Source organism: Vibrio sp. SCSIO 43133 (genome assembly GCF_023716845.1).
GTDB classification, from domain to species: domain Bacteria; phylum Pseudomonadota; class Gammaproteobacteria; order Enterobacterales; family Vibrionaceae; genus Vibrio; species Vibrio mediterranei.
Window position 1 is genome coordinate 585,709 of the sequence record NZ_CP068025.1, and the last position, 16,895, is coordinate 602,603.

The following is a 16,895-nucleotide window of genomic DNA, read 5'->3' on the forward strand; positions in this document are numbered from 1 at the left end:
AACGGTGTTTTATTAAAGTTATACTACGCTTACAAAAAAAGATATTAGATAGCGAATATTATGAATTACAGAACCTCGAGGCGTTACTGCCCTATTCTCACCTTTCTTACCGGTTTATATTGTCTTGTTTTTGTCTTTTCAGCGATTGCGCCAAGCTCGCGAGCAGTATGGGTGGCAGAGATTGTTCCTGCAGTGGCCATCTTATTACTCATTTGGCTAGTATCTGCTAAATTCCAGTTTTCCAAACCCGCTTACGTTTTGATGTTCATCTGGCTTGCCCTTCACACTATAGGTGCGAAGTACACGTTCGCCGAAGTTCCTTTTGATTGGTTCAATCAGTTAATTGGCTCTGAACGAAACAACTTTGATAGAGTTGCCCACTTTTCCATTGGCCTTTACGCCTTTCCTATTGCGGAATATGTCTATCGCAATAAAGTAATGAGCAAAATTCCAGCGATCATGTTTGCGTTATTCGCCATAATGAGTCTAGCGGCAGCTTATGAAATCATAGAATGGTGGTACGCTGCCATTGCTGGCGGAGATGAGGGGATCGCCTTTTTGGGCTCACAAGGCGACATTTGGGATGCGCAAAAGGACATGCTATGTGACACGCTAGGTGCTATCACGGCATTGACACTTTTTGCTCTAAAGACGCCAGCTAAGGCTTAACATTTTGTTTTAACCAATTGAGGTAAGGTCTAAATCCTGCCTCAATGGGTAAGGCAACAATCTGTGGGACTTCATACTCGTGGTTGGCAATAATAGTTCGTTCTAGACGTGAGTAGGCCTCATTAGTCGATTTGATGATCAACAACACTTCTTTATCATGACAGACTTTCCCTTCCCATACATAGTGGCTACCGATGTTTTGCGTCTGAATGCATGCTGCGAGACGACTCTCCAATAATACCTTAATTAAGTCATCAGCTTGTCTTTCATTTGATACGGTAGTAAGTACCGTTATGGCATTGGATTTCATCAACTATTTCCCTATTTCATACGAACTTTTCCACCAACCATTTTGATCGCTGGCGTACCACGAATTAATGTATCTCTACCGAAAACACTCGCGCACTGAGGACAAACACCGAGCTCCTCCGTGAAATCTTCGGCAATCCGTTCCTTAAAACACTTGACCAGCGCGCCCTTTCCACCTTTACGATATCGAAATAGTTTAGCGCCGCATTTGGAACAGAAAATGTCGACGGTCTTCACTGGACCTTTTTTATTAGGTTTTGCCATTGTACTAACTGTTTATCTCAAGGTCGTCTGGTTTGACCCACACTTTACTGAAGTCAAACCAACCTAGCGCATTGCATTTGGCATTTTGCAAACTACCACAATGGTCTTTGCTGATACCCAGCCAACAATGAAACATAGGAATGATTTGATAACTTTGAATCAGCTTTTTACCCAATTCTTGAGCTGGGAACTTTTCATTCGCTTTTCCACGCCAATCTTCGACGATCTTAGACCATTGGTAAAAGTCTTCAGGCTTAGACATATGTTCGATATCACTGTGGCCGAGTAACCAGCCTGCTAATGCTTCCTCGCGTTTGCTAGCAATACCCATAGGGCGAATCCATATATCGATATCATCGAATTCCGGAGAATCTAAACCATAGCGCACCAGCTTAGTTCGAATTCCATCTTGTTTTAGTAATTCTTCAATGCCCTTTGCAATCTCTGGGAACGTTGGATGCTCTGCGTAATAGGCAATTCTAATTTCTTTATCTGCGATATGTTCATACTCGGCCTTCTGCAGCTCTTGTATCTCAGAAGTCGGATGATGATACCAGCCTGGCTTAAGCCCATGCGCGGGAATCATTCCAAGTTCTTCAATGGTCTTTTCCGGTAGCTTACGGAAAATCGCTAACGAATTGATTTTTTTGCTCAGATAACGAGCCCACTGATCGTCCTTAGCAATGCCAGAGACGCGATTTAACAACAAATAGGTGCAGCCAGGGTCGAGTTCGATGTCGTCTTGAACTTCAGAGCGGGCTCCGGCAATCGGATCCGCCAATGTAGGGAAAACCAATGTAGAATGCGTTTCGTCTATAACCCATACTTCCACCGTATCCAACAAGGGACGATAACCAAAGTAACCATCGAACGCGGATAAAATTAGTCTCTTATCATTATTAGTCGTCACACAATAAGGGCCAGTACCAATAGGATATCGATCGAAGTCATCACCTCGCATATTTTCAGGCGGCAATACCTTGGCCATATTCTCGGCAAAAAGCATCGGAGCTTGAAAATCGGGTTGTGTAAAGTAGACATCAATGACCCATGCTGATGGCGAGATAACTTTGTCCAAATGCTTATAAAGGTTAGCGCCTTTTAACGTTTCAATACTTTGAATTATGTGGTCAATTTTGAGCAGTTCACCGTTATGGAAGCGAATACCAGGTCGTATGTAGAAACGCCATTGCGTTTCAGAGATCTGTTGCCAATGGTGAGCAATATCCGGTTGTAGGACATCATTCTCGTCAAATTTAGTTAACCCACTGAATACTTGGCGTGCTATATGAATTTCAGAACGGCGCATTGGCTTAGTTGGATTAAGCATCGACAACGCGCGGTAGTATGGAAGTCGGATGACTTGTTTACCGTCTGATTGAGTTACCCCTAAGTAGCTTTGAATAACATTAGATAATCGACTTGCGTCTTTGTCGAGCACATTTAATGCATGACCAATACGCCCCTCTTCCAAGTAACGCCTTGCCAGCGTTTCGCTCACATCATTTCGATTCTGTTTGAAGATAAGTTGAGAGAGCTTTCCTCGACCTGCCGCTGGGTGCCATTCAATCCACCCTTCTTCTTCAAGTTTGTTAAGCACGATACGGGCATTTCGCCTAGTACAGAACAAAATACCAGTCACATCTTCTAGTTGTGTTTCAGCATCTTGACCTGAAAAGTGCTCAAATAAAATCTCAAATTGCTTTCTTAGGCGGGGACTGCTCATAAAGAGGAAATACCATTCGTTGACTTGGAAATAAGTTTCCTCTTTATTAGCTTATTTGGCAAGTTACAGTGTCAAAATCGCTATCCCAGTCTCATCGGAAATAGCACGAAGTTGTTCCTCACTGTCTAATTTGACGGACCATTTACACTCCGCACCATTAGCGGAAATAACGCATGCTGGAATGATAAGTTGTAACGCATCTACTTGGGCTTGCAAAGTCACATTGCTCACCGCTAGCCGCACTACCATTTCATGTGGCGTAGCAATCACCTTACCTTGAGAAAAATCGACGATCATCGGCTAGCCTTTTTATTCTTTTTCACCGCAATCGTTAAGCGGCTTGTACACACTAACCTCTGCTTCTCATCGGTAATATCGATTTGCCAAACTTGAGTTGAAACACCAAGGTGTAAAGGCCGTGCTGTGCCTATTACGAAGCCAGAACGCATCGCTCGCACATGGTTAGCGTTGATGTCTAATCCTACACAGTAATGGTCATTATCAACACAATAGTTCGCAGCAAGCGATCCTAAAGTCTCTGCTAACACGACAGATGCACCGCCATGAAGCATCCCCAACGGCTGATGCGTGATGCTACTTACAGGCATCGTCGCACTTAACGTGTCATCGGTGAACGCCGTATATTCAATTTGTAGGTGCTCAATTAACGTGTTCTTAGAAGTGCGATTTAACGCCTCTAATGAGATATTCTTCTTCCAAATACTCATCGATAAATCCTATACTTAGGTGAACTAATTATAAGAATGATGCCTGTGGTTAACACGAATGGCAAATATCAAAATGTAGGTAACACGTTTCCCCTTATTCCAACTTAGGGGACGGATAACATTTAAGGGAGTCTCACATATGAAGACTTGGACAAAGGTTTGCTGCTTTGCAGCGGTCACTACTGCAATTGCAGCATGTTCATCGTCTCCAACCGGACGGAATCAACTGATTCTGTTCTCAGACGCGCAAATGAGTCAATTAGGTGCTCAATCTTTTGAGCAAATGAAGAACGAACAAAAAGTAAGCACTGATAAAGAAGTGAATGCTTATGTTCAATGTGTGGCAAAAACCATCACAGACCACGTACCACCCCAGCCTGAATTCAGCGAATGGGAAGTGGTCGTATTCGATTCCGATCAAGTTAATGCCTTCGCACTACCAGGTGGTAAAATCGGGGTCTATACAGGGCTATTGAATGTAGCAGTGACTCCAGACCAACTCGCTACAGTTATAGGCCACGAAGTGGCTCACGTTTTGGCAGACCACAGTAACGAACGCTTATCACAATCACAACTAGCCAATACGGGACTTCAAATTACAAATACCGCACTTGGCGGCTCTCAGTATCGCGATGTCACAATGGCCGCTTTAGGTGTTGGGGTTCAATATGGAGTGATATTACCTTACGGTCGAACTCAAGAGTCAGAAGCGGATATTGTTGGGTTAGAATTAATGGCGAAAAGCGGATTTGATCCCAATCAGAGTGTCGAGTTATGGAAGAACATGGCAAAAGCATCTGGAGGGAGTCAACCACCAGAACTTCTGTCCACTCACCCATCTCACGATACTCGTATTTCAGACTTAAGAGCAAAAGCGGCGACGTTACCGAATTACGATACGATTAAACCTAGCTGTAAATAGTTCAGTTACGCCACTTCTAAGTAAAAGATACTTCAGAGGTGGCTTGATTAACCATGCACCTTTAGAATGCCGCCTAATCTCTCTATGACGACCGGGTCATCCCTTACGTTATCAAACCAAGCATCAGTCGCTGTCGCTAAAGCAAGACAAATGGTGTCGATAGGGATTGCCATTTGTTCCTTAATGCTGCTTTCATCCAGCGTTAGATATGCTTCAGGAGTGACGAATCTATATTTCTTGACCATCTTTAGAGACTTACTCATCTCTAGGCCACTACCTGTCTCATGAAAGAAAGCACATCTGAGCGCATATAACTCCTCTCCACGGAGCTGCAAGATGGTACGAGTTTGTTTATTAGTTTTTTCCGCTAACTGCGAAGAAACCCATATTTGATACCACTTTTGATACCTCGCCCTAGGTTGCTTCTGAGGGTTTTCTAGCCTGCCACATATATCGGGCAACGTGAGTGCAGTTAATAAGGCAGCATACCAATCTTCTCTTTTTAGTGATTTCCTCACTGAGTCGGTAAAATGTTTCATCTTGGGCCTTTAACATAGAATATAAAATAAGCACAAAGCGTTATTTTTTTGTCACTGACATTTTTTTGACAGTTATGAATCAAGTGCCATATTTATGATTTTAGTTTATAAAATGCAGTAGTTGAGCACAAACGTGCTCAACACATTGGGTTATAATCAATAGATCTATAAAAGTTATTTAGTATAACTAACCAAAACCATAAAATGGTATTATCCAATATTAAAATGGATAATATAAGTCATTTTCCGGACCTAACTCTTCAATTGAAGACTGTGACTTTTTATCGTAGACAGCCTTTACAATCACTTTTGAGTTATATGAATTTCTAAACAAGACCTCTTTGCCTTCACCCACTTTTTTACCATTAATGTAGTATGTAGCTTCTTTATTTGAGGACAGTTTAATGTCTTTGGTACTTATTCCAAGTTCTTTATTTATCTCTTTTATAGTAAGTAAAGAAAAAGGTTGTGTATACGTGATTGCAACGCTATAAGACAACGTACCATTAATGTTTAGGTTAGCATCTTCAACTTTTGTTGCATGAACCCTGTACTCACCAATCGTTGACTTCATGGCCTGGCTAACAATGTTTGCTTTATTTTTATTAAAACAATCACTTAAGGTCATTGAACTTGAGCAAATAACCTTTCCATCAAAGAAGACTTTTTTCTCCTTATCAGCATCTTGCTTGAGCCTCGTCTCAATGTCTTTTTTTAGTTTGGCAAGCTCTAGCTCTTTGCTCTTTTCTATGGCTTGCTTTTCGTCTTCATTATTTTTTATCTTCTTAACAAGCTGAGCTTCTTTATTAGTATCACTATTTAACTTAGCAACGCTTTCATTATAAATAGCAATATTATTTTGCAGTCGATTAATAAGATACTCGTTAATTTCTTTTTTTTCACTCGTAAGATTCACTAACGAATTATATGTAGACTCTATATCTTCTTGCTTGTTACCAATTTCATTAATCACTGCATCATTATTATATCGCAGTATATCAACTTCATCGTAAAACTGTTTGAGCTTTATATTGACACTTTGGGTATCGAATTTTGTATAGATCTCTTTCTTCTTAGCCAACTCCTCTGGCGACAATTGCAGTTGAGCAAATGAAACAGAAGGGAGCAAAACAGAGAGAAGCAATACTGGCTTTGTTATGTTCTTCATAATATTTGACGTTAATTGTTAGTTTACTTAGTTTCAATCATATCTTTGGCGATAGATAGAAACAAGCAAACGCTAACATTGTTCTGACATTTATTTCAAAGGTGAGATCATGGGCATATTTTATTCAGGTGATAAATTAGAATCATGAATGTTAATTGTATACATCTTTAAATCTACAATAAACGAAAGCCTAAGGAACAATCTGAATCATCGTGGTTTCAGTTCACAAATGAGTTGATACGACTCCATCGCTACTCTCTTTCGTCTTTCTAAGATTCTCATCTCACTAAGACGATCCAACCTTGTACACAAGTTAATTACTAGGTACATCAAAGCGCAGGGAGACACGCAACATGCTCTTAATCGTTGCTTTGGGAGTGGTAGTAGTCTTCTCCATTTGTACGTTTTCGTAATATTGGTAAACACTCTACCTTCATTTCGGTCCAAGACACCGATAACCTGAGTGATTTAGCGTATCACGCAGAGATGCAATCGGAAGTTGTTAGCTTTTTAGCCACCGGAAGTAGTGCAATCTCTGACGCTAATTCAGTGTTAGAATAGAAGTTAATTAAGAGATATAAAGCGAGTCGTAGACTCGCTTTTTTCATTTTAATACATCAAGAGACATCAACAACTCTGCTATCATCATCAGCTTGGTAACGTGCCCATATCTCCTCAAGAGTTTCAGTCTTGAGACTTATCCCTCTCTCTTTTAGAAAATCCTCGTTGTACAACTTTGAGTAGGAACGATCCGCCAAGTCACAGCTAAAAGTAACAATTGTTTTTCCTTTGCCCATTCTCGCAGCAGTGTACAACGCTCCCGCAACGTTCAGTGAAGAACTGCTGCCAAGAACAATACCGTCATGTTCCGCTACCAAACGAGAGATAGCTACTAAATCCTGATCAGGCAAAGTGATTGCGTGGTTGATTTTCGCCTGCCTGAAGTTATCTACCGTTCTCATAATGCCTATCCCTTCGGTAAACGAACTCCCTGTAGATTGGTATTCTCCGTTTTGCAGAAAAGAATGAATACCTGAGCCATCAGGGTCGACCAGCCACGTTTTCAGATTTGGCTGTTGCTGCGAGAGGTAGTGAGAGTTTCCGGCAATTGTACCACCTGTCCCTACTACAGACACTAATGCGTCTATATTGCCTTCGGTTTGTCGCCAGATTTCGGGGCCCGTGTTTAAATAGTGCGCTCGGTAATTGCTTAGGTTCTCAAACTGATCAGCCCACCAGTAATCTTCATGCTCCTCACCTATCCTCTTGGCAGTGTGGTAAAAGTGTTCAGGGTTTGCAAATGGGCAAGGGTCGACTAGCAACAGTTCTGCGCCATAGAGGGAAATCATTCGTTCTTTTTCTTTCGCCTGCCCTTTTGGCATCACGACCAACATCTTGTAACCAAGTGCCTTAGCCACTAGTGCGAGCCCGATGCCGGTATTTCCTGCGGTCCCTTCTACTATAGTCATACCGGGTTTTAGTTTTCCCGCGTCAATGGCATCGGTCACCAACTGAAGCGCGGCTCTATCTTTTATTGAACCACCTGGGTTCTGTTGTTCGCACTTGAGAAGGATGTTACAACCTGATATCTCTGAAAGGCTATTAATTCTGACCAGATCGGTGTCACCGATTAGTTCACTGACATTGTTTGCAATAGAGGCAATTGACATAATGGCTCCACTTATCTATCTGATTTATTTAGCGTGTATCTTCATTGTTAATTATCATAAGCGTAGTTAGGTGGATTGCTTAGTCAAGATAAGTGCAAAGGAAGATGGTATTTATAAAGCGCTTTCGTATAGAGAAGCTCGACGGAGTTTGGTATTTTATCTTAAACCAATTACACATCAGACCACTCGTACATTCAGTGTTTAACGCCGTAATAGCAAGGTCAACGGGTCAAATGGAAACGCCTGTAAAACTCTAAAGGAATCAATTTTTCATGTTACAGAAAACGAAACATGCCTTAGTCGTCGAAGGCGGCGCTATGCGAGGTATCTTTGCCGCTGGGGTTTTAGATGGCTTTATCGACCATAATTATAATCCTTTTGATTTTTGTATTGGAGTTTCTGCAGGGGCGACTAATATAGCCTCGTGGTTATCCAATCAACGAGGACGAACCTACACCATCATTGCTGACTACTCGTGTCGTCCAGAATTTATTAACTTCCATAACTTTGCTAAGGGTGGTCACTGGCTAGATCTCGACTGGTTATGGGATCATATCGCGATACATTATCCCTATGATATGCAAGCATTTAACGAGCAGCCTATTCCTTTCCATATTGTTACAACCGACATTAACACAGGAGCTCCTGTATACACATTAGGATCACAAAGTAATTTAGAAATGATTCTAAAGGCATCATGCTCAGTGCCTGTCGCCTACCGAACGCCTATAGATATCGATGGAAGAAAGATGATTGATGGAGGAGTTGGTGATTCAATTCCCGTGATTGAGGCGTACAAAAGAGGCGCTAAGGTCATCACAGTGGTTCTGTCGCAAAAGCAAGGCTATGTCAAACGACCACCTAAAGCACCTTGGCTACTGCGTCGATTTATGAAAAACACTCCTCTACTGGCAGAAGCTATGATCAACCGCGCAGATCAATATAACCAAACGATGGAGTTTATTAACAATCCTCCACCCGACTGCAATATTCACGTTATTACTCCCGAAGATAGTTTTTCTGTGGGACGGCTAACAACAAATAAAGACAAGCTTGAAGCGGGATATCAGATGGGGTTAAGAGCAGCAGACAAAGCGGTACAGCAAGATACATAAAGTGTGTTGTCTTTGCGCTCACCATTTTACGAATAACTAGAACTAAAAAAGCGAGCACTAGGCTCGCTTTGAACTATTCATTTTCTATTCTGGTTACAGCAGTTCTACCGACTGCTGTGCAATCACAAACTCTTCATTCGTCGGAATAACCATTGCTACAGCACCTAGCATCTCAGATTTACCGATGATGCCAGCGTTTCCGAAGCGAGCATCTTCGTTGCCTTTCACATCTTCTTTAAAGCCAAGAAGTTTTAGGTTGTTTAAGATCTCGCTACGGATTGGCATAGAGTTTTCACCAATACCACCTGTGAAGATGATGCCATCAAACGAATCTAAAGCTGCTAGGTAAGATGCAATGTATTTTGAGACGCGGTAAGTAAACACTTGGAATGCTAGTTTAGCACCTTCATGACCTTCTTCCATCGCTTCTAAGATGCCACGTGCGTCGCTCGTTAGTCCAGAAACACCTAGGAAGCCAGACTCTTTGTTAAGTGCGTTAAATACTTTGTCCTGTGACCAACCCTTTTTCAAAAGGTATTCAATAATACCTGGGTCTAGGTCGCCACAACGAGTACCCATCATTAGCCCTGATAATGGCGTGAAACCCATTGAAGTATCGACTGAATCACCATTGTTGATAGCACATACAGAAGCACCGTTGCCAAGGTGGACTGAAATGAAGCTAGACTCTTCAATAGGTTTATTGATCATCTTCGCTGCTTCGCGGCTTACAAAATAGTGGCTAGTACCGTGGAAGCCGTAACGACGGATGCCGTAGTCGGTGTATAGTTCATTAGCAATAGCACCAGTGTATGCACGCTCAGGCATTGTTTGGTGGAACGCTGTGTCAAATACTGCAAACTGAGGAAGAGAAGGAAATGCTTCCATCGCTGCTCGGATACCGATAGCGCCTGCTGGGTTATGTAGTGGAGCAAGATCCGCAAGCTTTTCTATTTCCGCTGTTACTTCTTCGTTGATGCGTACAGTCTTAGTGAATTTCTCACCACCGTGAACAATACGGTGACCTACAGCAACGATGTTCTCTTGTAGGCCAAGTTCATCTGTTAAACCCACAAGCTTGCTGATTGCAATTTTGTGGTGACTGTCGTCACCTTCGATAGCGATTTCAGTTTTTTCACCATTAAATTTCCAGCTCATACGAGATTCAGGAAGGCCAAAGCACTCTCCAAGACCAGACAGAACTGCTTCACCACTTGCTGAGTCGATTACAGCGAATTTCAGAGATGAACTACCAGAGTTAATCACGAGAACAAACGAATTAGACATGGGGGGATATCCTGTTTTGAGCATTGATGGAAGACGACTTCCTAATATTTGTTTGTATTATTCAATATTTTTTGAATCTTTCAACTTTCTTTTATACAAACAACTGTATCAAAATGATATTTATTGATAATGATCAAGGTCAGATTTAATTCACATCTTGAATTTAATCGGTTATATCCCTTGATTATAGGGCAGGTTTGCACCAGTTGCATATTCGTCATACAAAAAAGCCGGGCATGAGCCCGGCTTTCAACTATTTTTGAATAGAAGCGATATTATGCTTCATCACGACGATTGCGTGAGAAACTGCGCTCGCCACGGTGACTGCCACGATGGTCACCACCACGGTTACGGTCAAAACGACGCTCGCCATCACGACCACGACCACCTTCACGGTTGCCATCGCGGTTGCCACGATAACCACCACCCTCACGGTTGCCACGGTAACCACCACGGTTGCCATCACGGTTACCGTCACGACGACCACCATCACGACGACCACGAGGCTCACGGAAATCAGTGAAGTCTACCACTACCGCACCCGCTTCTTTTTGGCGAATACGTAGTTTACGAAGTTTACCAGCAACATCAGAGGTCATTTGCTTTGGAAGCTGAACGTAAGTTGACTCACGATCTAGCTTAATTGCACCAATAGAACCTTTAGTTAGGCCAAGCTCATTCGCAAGTGCACCTACGATGTCTTTAACTTGAACGCCTTGCTCACGACCTACTTGCAGTTGGTATGTATCCCAATCAGCAGTGTTGAAGCTACGACGACCATCACGGCCTCCGTCACGACCACCCTCACGGCGCTCTTTACGACGTTGCTTATCACGCTCGATAGCCGCGATCATTGGGTCTTCACCAATGTAGAATAGAGGGCGTTTGCCTTGTTGACGCTTAAGTAGAATCGCTGCCAATGTTGCTGCATCGATTTCTAGGCTTTCTTGTAGTTTCTCTACAAGCTCAGCGAATTTGTCTAGAGACTTATGCTCTTTCTCTTGCTCAAGCTCTGCACCTAGTTTAACTAGACGAGCTTCTGCAACTTTGTCACGTAGAGGAAGTTGGATTTCTTCCATTGATGACTTAGTCACTCGCTCGATAGTACGAAGCATACGGATTTGGTTAGTGCGAACTAGAAGAATCGCCTTACCTTTACGTCCAGCACGACCAGTACGACCGATACGGTGGATGTATGACTCAACATCAAACGGGATGTCGTAGTTAAATACGTGTGTAATACGCGGTACGTCAAGGCCACGTGCAACAACGTCAGTCGCTACTAGGATGTCGATAACACCTTGTTTGATGTGGTCAACAGTGCGCTCACGCAAAGATTGAGGAATATCACCGTGTAATGCTGCCGCTTTAAAGCCACGTGCAGATAGCCAGTCAGCTAGACGCTCAGTATCTTGGCGAGTACGTACGAATACGATTGACGCGTCTGTTTCTTCAGTTTCAAGAAGACGTGCCATTGCTTCGTCTTTCTCTACACCTTTAACAACCCAGAACTGCTGCTCTACTTTGTCTACCGTGTGGTTTTTACCAGCTACGTCAACGTACTCTGGCTCACGCAAGAAACGATCAACGATCTTCTTAAGCATTGGAGGCATAGTCGCAGAGAATAATACGCGCTGTGCTGTTTCTGGTGCGTGCTCCATGATCTCTGTTACATCATCAACAAAGCCCATGTTAAGCATTTCGTCTGCTTCATCAAGAACGAACGTGTGTACTTCGTCTAGGTGTAAACGGTCACGGTTGATTAGGTCTTGAACACGACCAGGAGTACCAACAATAATGTGAGCACCGTTTTTAAGTGCACGCATTTGATCAACGATAGATGCACCACCGTAGATCTCTAAAACTTTTAAACCATTGATGTTTTGACCAAGGTTTTTCATTTCCGCTGCAACTTGGATAGCAAGTTCACGAGTCGGCGCAAGAACCACAGCTTGTGGTTTACGTTGGTCAAGATTTAGCTTGTTAAGCAGTGGAAGAGAGAATGCAGCTGTTTTACCAGTACCAGTTTGAGCTTTACCTAGCGCATCTTTGCCTGCTAGCAAGTGCGGAATTGCCGCAGCTTGGATAGGAGTTGGAGATACGAAACCCATTCCGTCAAGAGCAGAAAGGATTGAGTCGTTCAGCGCTAAATCGCTAAACTGAATTGAAGAATCTTGCATTGGGATCCCATTTATCAATTATTAACTAAGGTCCCACGAGCTCTACCAATTCCAAACTGATCCAGATTGCTTCTAAAGCAAACCTTAAAGAGCTGATTCCATTCAGATGCGGATAAGTAGCAAATCGCATCAAGCCGCTAGGGACGTAAACAAGGAGGCGGATTATTCCCTAAAAGCACAAAAAAAGCCAGAAAAAATTGAAATACATCACAATTTTCTTCTCGATGACAAAATTCTGTATAAAGCGTCATCAAATTTACATCTAATACGCTTAAAACCTAGCCTTTCCTGACTTATTTCGGCTAGGCATATTCCGGGCATTTGGGTATAGTGTCGGCACTTTCATCGTTAAGAAGTAGATACATGTTCCAAGACAATCCGTTACTTGCACAACTTAAGCAACAAATCCAAGAAACCCTTCCAAAAAAAGAAGGGACGATTAAAGCAACTGAGAAAGGGTTTGGCTTCCTAGAAGTTGACGCGAAAAACAGTTTCTTTATTCCACCTCCATACATGAAGAAATGTATGCATGGAGATAAAGTTGTTGCAATTATCCGTACTGAAAAAGACCGAGAAGTAGCGGAACCACAAGAACTTATCGAACAGGCTGTCACGCGATTCATTGGCCGAGTCAAACTTATCAAAGGAAAACTTAACGTTGTTCCTGATAGCCCTACTCTTAAAAAGCTCACACTTAAAGCCAAAACTAAGAAAGGCATTAAGTCAGATGATCTAAATGACGGTGACTGGGTCGTAGCACACATAATTCGTCACCCATTAAAAGATGATGGCGGATTCTTTGTTGAAATCACGGAAAAGATCACAGACACCAATGACAAAATCGCACCTTGGTGGGTAACATTGGCTCAAAACGATTTACCAAAGACTGAACCAGCCGGCCTTGAAAACTGGGAAATTAACGATCATTCCGATTTAGAGCGTATCGACCTAACAGACGTTCCATTTGTCACTATCGATGGCGAATCAACAAAAGACATGGACGATGCACTTTATGCAAAGAAAAATGACAATGGCAGTTTTGAACTCACCATTGCTATTGCTGATCCAACCGCTTATATCACACCAGAAGACGATATGGATAAAGTCGCCAGAGAGCGCGGCTTCACTATCTACCTTCCGGGACGTAATATCCCAATGCTACCTCGCGATTTAGCGGACGATCTCTGTTCGTTAATTGAGAATGAAGTACGTCCAGCGATTTGTTGCAAAGTCACAGTAAGTGCTGACGGCGTAATTCAAGATGATATTCAATTCTTTGCTGCCAACATAAAATCTCATGCACGTCTGGCGTACGACAATGTGTCTGATTGGTTAGAAACCGGAACATGTGACAAATGGCAACCAAGTGAAGAGATCGCTCAAGTAGTTACTGAACTAAATGAGTTTGCCAATGCTCGCGCGCAATGGCGCGAGACACACGCCGTTGTGTTCCCTGACCGTCCAGACTATCGCTTTGAGCTTAGTGAAGACAATGACGTCGTGGCTATCCACGCAGATATGCGCCGTGTAGCCAACCGCTTGGTAGAAGAGTCCATGATTACCGCCAACATTTGTGCTGGCCGTGTTCTGAGTAAAGCGTACGGCTATGGCGTTTTCAATACTCATCTTGGCTTTAAAGCGGACAAGCTGAAAGATGTTGTAGAGCTGGTCAACCAAGGTAAAGAAGACAACCTTTATACTGAAGAAAGCCTGTCAACTCTTGAGGGATTTGCTCAACTCCGCCGTAATCTTGGTGGTTTAGATTCAAGCTACCTAGATAACCGGATTCGCAAGTACCAAGCGTACAGTGAAATCAGCAACCAGCCAGATGCTCATTATGCAATGGGCTTGGACGTGTACGCGACGTGGACATCTCCTATTCGTAAATATGGCGATATGGTCAACCATCGTCTGTTGAAAGCCTACATTCTTGGCTCTGAACCATCACAACAGCCAGATGATGCTTTAGGTGAAGAGCTTGCTCTACATCGTAAACACCATAAGATTGCTGAGCGTACTGTAGGTGATTGGTTATATGCTCGTACACTTGCTGACGAACCTAAGAAACAAACCCAGTTCACCGCAGAAATCTTTGATATCAATCGCGCCGGTATCCGTGCCCGTTTGCTAGAAAATGGCGCTTCTGTGTTTATTCCAAACCCACTCATCGTTGACAACAAAGAGCGCATTGAAGGAAACAACGAGAACGGCACGGTTTCTATTGATAAAGAAGTCGTATATCGTCTAGGGGACACGTTTAAAGTAACACTGAACGATGTGAATCAAGAAACACGTAGCCTAATCGCTAAGCCTGTTGAAGTATTTGCTGATGCACCTAAAGATGCATCAACAGAGCAAAGCGATGAAACGGCTAAATAGCCAATAGCATCTCGCTAGATAACACAAAAAGGGAGCCATCGGGCTCCCTTTTTAATATGAATGATGTTTTGTCGTTCATGCGTCACCAAAAGTACGCTTTAGGATCTTTCTCAATCTCCCTCATCACCGCGGTAAGGTCCGTACTTTTACCCAGAAATGGATACGGCATCCAGTTGTCCCCTTCATCTTCATCGGGAACGAAAATCGACCATTCTCTGGTATTGGAATCGAATAGGACTTTAACGACGACACTGGTGTAACTGGAAGAGCTTGAGTCCAATAAATAATGAGCTTTAGAAAACAAGACGCCATGCTCAACCATTTCAAACAAGGATTTACCCAATTCAACAGGCATGCTCTTGTTACGGTTGCTGCAAACAATTTCGGCACATCTTTCTAGGCGACATTGTGACATTTCGATAAGTGTCATATACCCCACCTTTTGGCTGACTATGTGTTTAATATAACTGCTTTTTGGATAATTTGTTAGCGTTCGACGCCACACAGTAACCATTTTTATCCTCTAATTTATTGGCTATGCAACTCCACTTCACAAAAGTGTCACACAAACGAAATATGATGTGGCAAATTCTCACTTTAATTGGAGTTTCTCTATGCTTCGCGTCGCTTTAGCCGCTCTACTCTCCTTCTCCGCTGTAAACACTGTAGCAGCACAAGAAGTCAATATTTCTGGTTCTACATCTGTTGCTCGTGTTATGGATGTCTTGGCAGAACAATACAACACGTCACACAGCGACACGTTCATAGCCGTTCAAGGAATCGGTAGTACAGCAGGTATCACCCTAGTAGAAAAAGGGGCGGCGGATATCGGTATGAGCAGCCGTTATCTTACAGAACGTGAAAGCAGTGAAAGTCTAGACGTTTTTCCTATTGCTTACGATGGTCTAGCTATTGTGGTCAACCTGGCAAACCCGGTTCAAGACCTCACTCGAGAACAGTTGTTTGACATCTATAAAGGAAAAATTAATAACTGGAAGCAAGTTGGTGGCCCAGATCAGAAGATTGCAGTTGTGACACGTGAGGCCTCTTCAGGCACGCGTTCAAGTTTCGAAAGTCTGTTGGGCTTGACCCAAATCATCAATGACAGACTGGTCTCTGATATCAATCCAACGAACCTCGTTGTAAATAGCAACAGTATGGTAAAGACCATTGTTAACAACAACCCACACGCCGTAGGTTACATTTCTGAAGGTTCTGTCGACCGTTCAGTTAAGGCTATTAAGTTTGAAGGTGTGGAAGCAACCACCAAGAATATCTCCGAAGGGAAATACAAGCTCGCACGTCCTTTCCTTTTGCTACACAAAAAAGATGACATTGATGATGACGCAGATAAATTCATTTCTTTCGTGCTATCTAATGAGGGACAATCCCTCATCCAAGAATATGGCTACACGCCTATTAAAAAGTAGTAAAGTCATCGCTACATTAGGGAGAGCATTTGCTTTCCCTTTTTCGTCTCTACCAAGATTGGAATCGTTGAATACATAATTACGACACTTCTGTCATTTCCCATGTTATCGCAACCTGCTATGTTGTTAATCAGAAATGGTTTATCCCCAATAGGAGTCTATTCATGATTGTCACCACTACTCAAACCGTTGAAGGAAAGCGTATAGTTGCTTACAAAGGCGTGATCGCCGGCGAAGCGATCTTAGGTGCCAATGTCTTTAAAGACATGTTTGCTGGCCTGCGAGATATTGTAGGCGGACGCTCGGGCACCTATGAGAGAGAGCTACAACGTGCGCGTGAAATCGCACTAAAAGAACTAGAACAAAAAGCCGCTGATGCTGGCGCGAATGCTGTTGTGGGTGTCGACCTTGACTATGAAGTACTAGGGACTGGCAACGGCATGTTAATGGTGTCGGCGAGCGGCACTGCAGTCGTTGTTGATTAAAGACGAATAAATAAGGCAGCGAAT

Annotated in this window: 17 protein-coding genes; 6 read left to right on the forward strand and 11 right to left on the reverse strand. The window is 42.9% G+C overall.

Annotated features, from left to right (window positions below; translation table 11 throughout):
* Positions 1 to 60: 60 nt before the first annotated feature.
* A complete protein-coding gene (locus JKJ11_RS19445; protein WP_038222427.1) occupies positions 61 to 669 on the forward strand; it encodes a DUF2238 domain-containing protein in 609 nt (202 codons plus the stop codon).
* On the opposite strand, the gene cutA is transcribed toward JKJ11_RS19445, so the two are convergent.
* The 5 genes from cutA to JKJ11_RS19470 form a co-directional block, all read right to left on the reverse strand.
* Positions 659 to 979 (reverse strand): divalent-cation tolerance protein CutA, encoded by a 321-nt coding sequence (gene cutA / locus JKJ11_RS19450; RefSeq protein WP_006071711.1) that lies wholly within the window; start codon positions 977 to 979, stop codon positions 659 to 661. The two genes, JKJ11_RS19445 and cutA, sit on opposite strands and share 11 nt — an antisense overlap.
* Positions 980 to 990: 11 nt before the next feature.
* The gene (locus tag JKJ11_RS19455) at positions 991 to 1,242 is read right to left on the reverse strand and encodes a hypothetical protein (protein ID WP_006071709.1); all 252 of its coding nucleotides are present in this window, start codon (positions 1,240 to 1,242) and stop codon (positions 991 to 993) included.
* Positions 1,243 to 1,246: 4 nt separating this feature from the next.
* On the reverse strand, positions 1,247 to 2,968 hold the full coding sequence (locus tag JKJ11_RS19460) for an SgrR family transcriptional regulator (protein WP_236111632.1): 1,722 nt from the start codon (positions 2,966 to 2,968) through the stop codon (positions 1,247 to 1,249).
* 63 nt (positions 2,969 to 3,031) lie between these two features.
* Positions 3,032 to 3,265: a DUF3389 domain-containing protein gene (locus tag JKJ11_RS19465; protein WP_006071706.1), complete on the reverse strand. Its 234-nt coding sequence runs from the start codon at positions 3,263 to 3,265 to the stop codon at positions 3,032 to 3,034.
* The gene (locus JKJ11_RS19470; protein ID WP_006071705.1) at positions 3,262 to 3,696 is read right to left on the reverse strand and encodes a hotdog fold thioesterase; all 435 of its coding nucleotides are present in this window, start codon (positions 3,694 to 3,696) and stop codon (positions 3,262 to 3,264) included. Before JKJ11_RS19470 ends, JKJ11_RS19465 begins: the two co-directional genes overlap by 4 nt.
* A 139-nt stretch (positions 3,697 to 3,835) precedes the next feature.
* Here JKJ11_RS19470 and JKJ11_RS19475 point away from each other — a divergent pair, with 139 nt between their 5' ends.
* Positions 3,836 to 4,618, forward strand: coding sequence for a M48 family metallopeptidase (locus JKJ11_RS19475; RefSeq protein WP_252039819.1), 783 nt, complete (start codon positions 3,836 to 3,838; stop codon positions 4,616 to 4,618).
* 47 nt (positions 4,619 to 4,665) lie between these two features.
* On the opposite strand, the gene JKJ11_RS19480 is transcribed toward JKJ11_RS19475, so the two are convergent.
* The 3 genes from JKJ11_RS19480 to JKJ11_RS19490 all read right to left on the reverse strand — a co-directional run bounded on the left by JKJ11_RS19480 (position 4,666) and on the right by JKJ11_RS19490 (position 7,995).
* The gene (locus tag JKJ11_RS19480) at positions 4,666 to 4,881 is read right to left on the reverse strand and encodes a hypothetical protein (RefSeq protein WP_252039820.1); all 216 of its coding nucleotides are present in this window, start codon (positions 4,879 to 4,881) and stop codon (positions 4,666 to 4,668) included.
* 496 nt (positions 4,882 to 5,377) lie between these two features.
* Positions 5,378 to 6,325, reverse strand: coding sequence for a hypothetical protein (locus tag JKJ11_RS19485; protein WP_252039821.1), 948 nt, complete (start codon positions 6,323 to 6,325; stop codon positions 5,378 to 5,380).
* A gap of 617 nt (positions 6,326 to 6,942) precedes the next feature.
* Positions 6,943 to 7,995, reverse strand: coding sequence for a cysteine synthase A (locus JKJ11_RS19490; protein ID WP_006071694.1), 1,053 nt, complete (start codon positions 7,993 to 7,995; stop codon positions 6,943 to 6,945).
* 272 nt (positions 7,996 to 8,267) lie between these two features.
* Here JKJ11_RS19490 and JKJ11_RS19495 point away from each other — a divergent pair, with 272 nt between their 5' ends.
* Positions 8,268 to 9,110: a patatin-like phospholipase family protein gene (locus JKJ11_RS19495; protein WP_198558965.1), complete on the forward strand. Its 843-nt coding sequence runs from the start codon at positions 8,268 to 8,270 to the stop codon at positions 9,108 to 9,110.
* Between the two features lie 93 nt (positions 9,111 to 9,203).
* On the opposite strand, the gene JKJ11_RS19500 is transcribed toward JKJ11_RS19495, so the two are convergent.
* A complete protein-coding gene (locus tag JKJ11_RS19500; protein ID WP_031494342.1) occupies positions 9,204 to 10,397 on the reverse strand; it encodes an acetate/propionate family kinase in 1,194 nt (397 codons plus the stop codon).
* Between the two features lie 275 nt (positions 10,398 to 10,672).
* Positions 10,673 to 12,577, reverse strand: coding sequence for a DEAD/DEAH box helicase (locus JKJ11_RS19505; protein ID WP_252039822.1), 1,905 nt, complete (start codon positions 12,575 to 12,577; stop codon positions 10,673 to 10,675).
* A gap of 363 nt (positions 12,578 to 12,940) precedes the next feature.
* On the opposite strand from JKJ11_RS19505, the gene rnb reads away from it, so the two are divergent.
* Positions 12,941 to 14,956 (forward strand): exoribonuclease II, encoded by a 2,016-nt coding sequence (gene rnb / locus JKJ11_RS19510; RefSeq protein ID WP_252039823.1) that lies wholly within the window; start codon positions 12,941 to 12,943, stop codon positions 14,954 to 14,956.
* Between the two features lie 82 nt (positions 14,957 to 15,038).
* Here the strand turns inward: rnb and JKJ11_RS19515 are convergent, their stop codons facing one another.
* Positions 15,039 to 15,386 (reverse strand): DUF3024 domain-containing protein, encoded by a 348-nt coding sequence (locus JKJ11_RS19515; protein ID WP_006069662.1) that lies wholly within the window; start codon positions 15,384 to 15,386, stop codon positions 15,039 to 15,041.
* Between the two features lie 184 nt (positions 15,387 to 15,570).
* On the opposite strand from JKJ11_RS19515, the gene JKJ11_RS19520 reads away from it, so the two are divergent.
* Positions 15,571 to 16,386, forward strand: a complete 816-nt coding sequence (locus JKJ11_RS19520; RefSeq protein ID WP_006069661.1) for a phosphate ABC transporter substrate-binding protein — start codon at positions 15,571 to 15,573, stop codon at positions 16,384 to 16,386.
* Between the two features lie 164 nt (positions 16,387 to 16,550).
* Positions 16,551 to 16,871 carry a heavy metal-binding domain-containing protein gene (locus JKJ11_RS19525; protein ID WP_006069660.1) on the forward strand — a complete coding sequence of 107 codons (321 nt, stop codon included), beginning with the start codon at positions 16,551 to 16,553 and terminating at the stop codon, positions 16,869 to 16,871.
* The last annotated feature ends 24 nt before the right edge of the window (positions 16,872 to 16,895 follow it).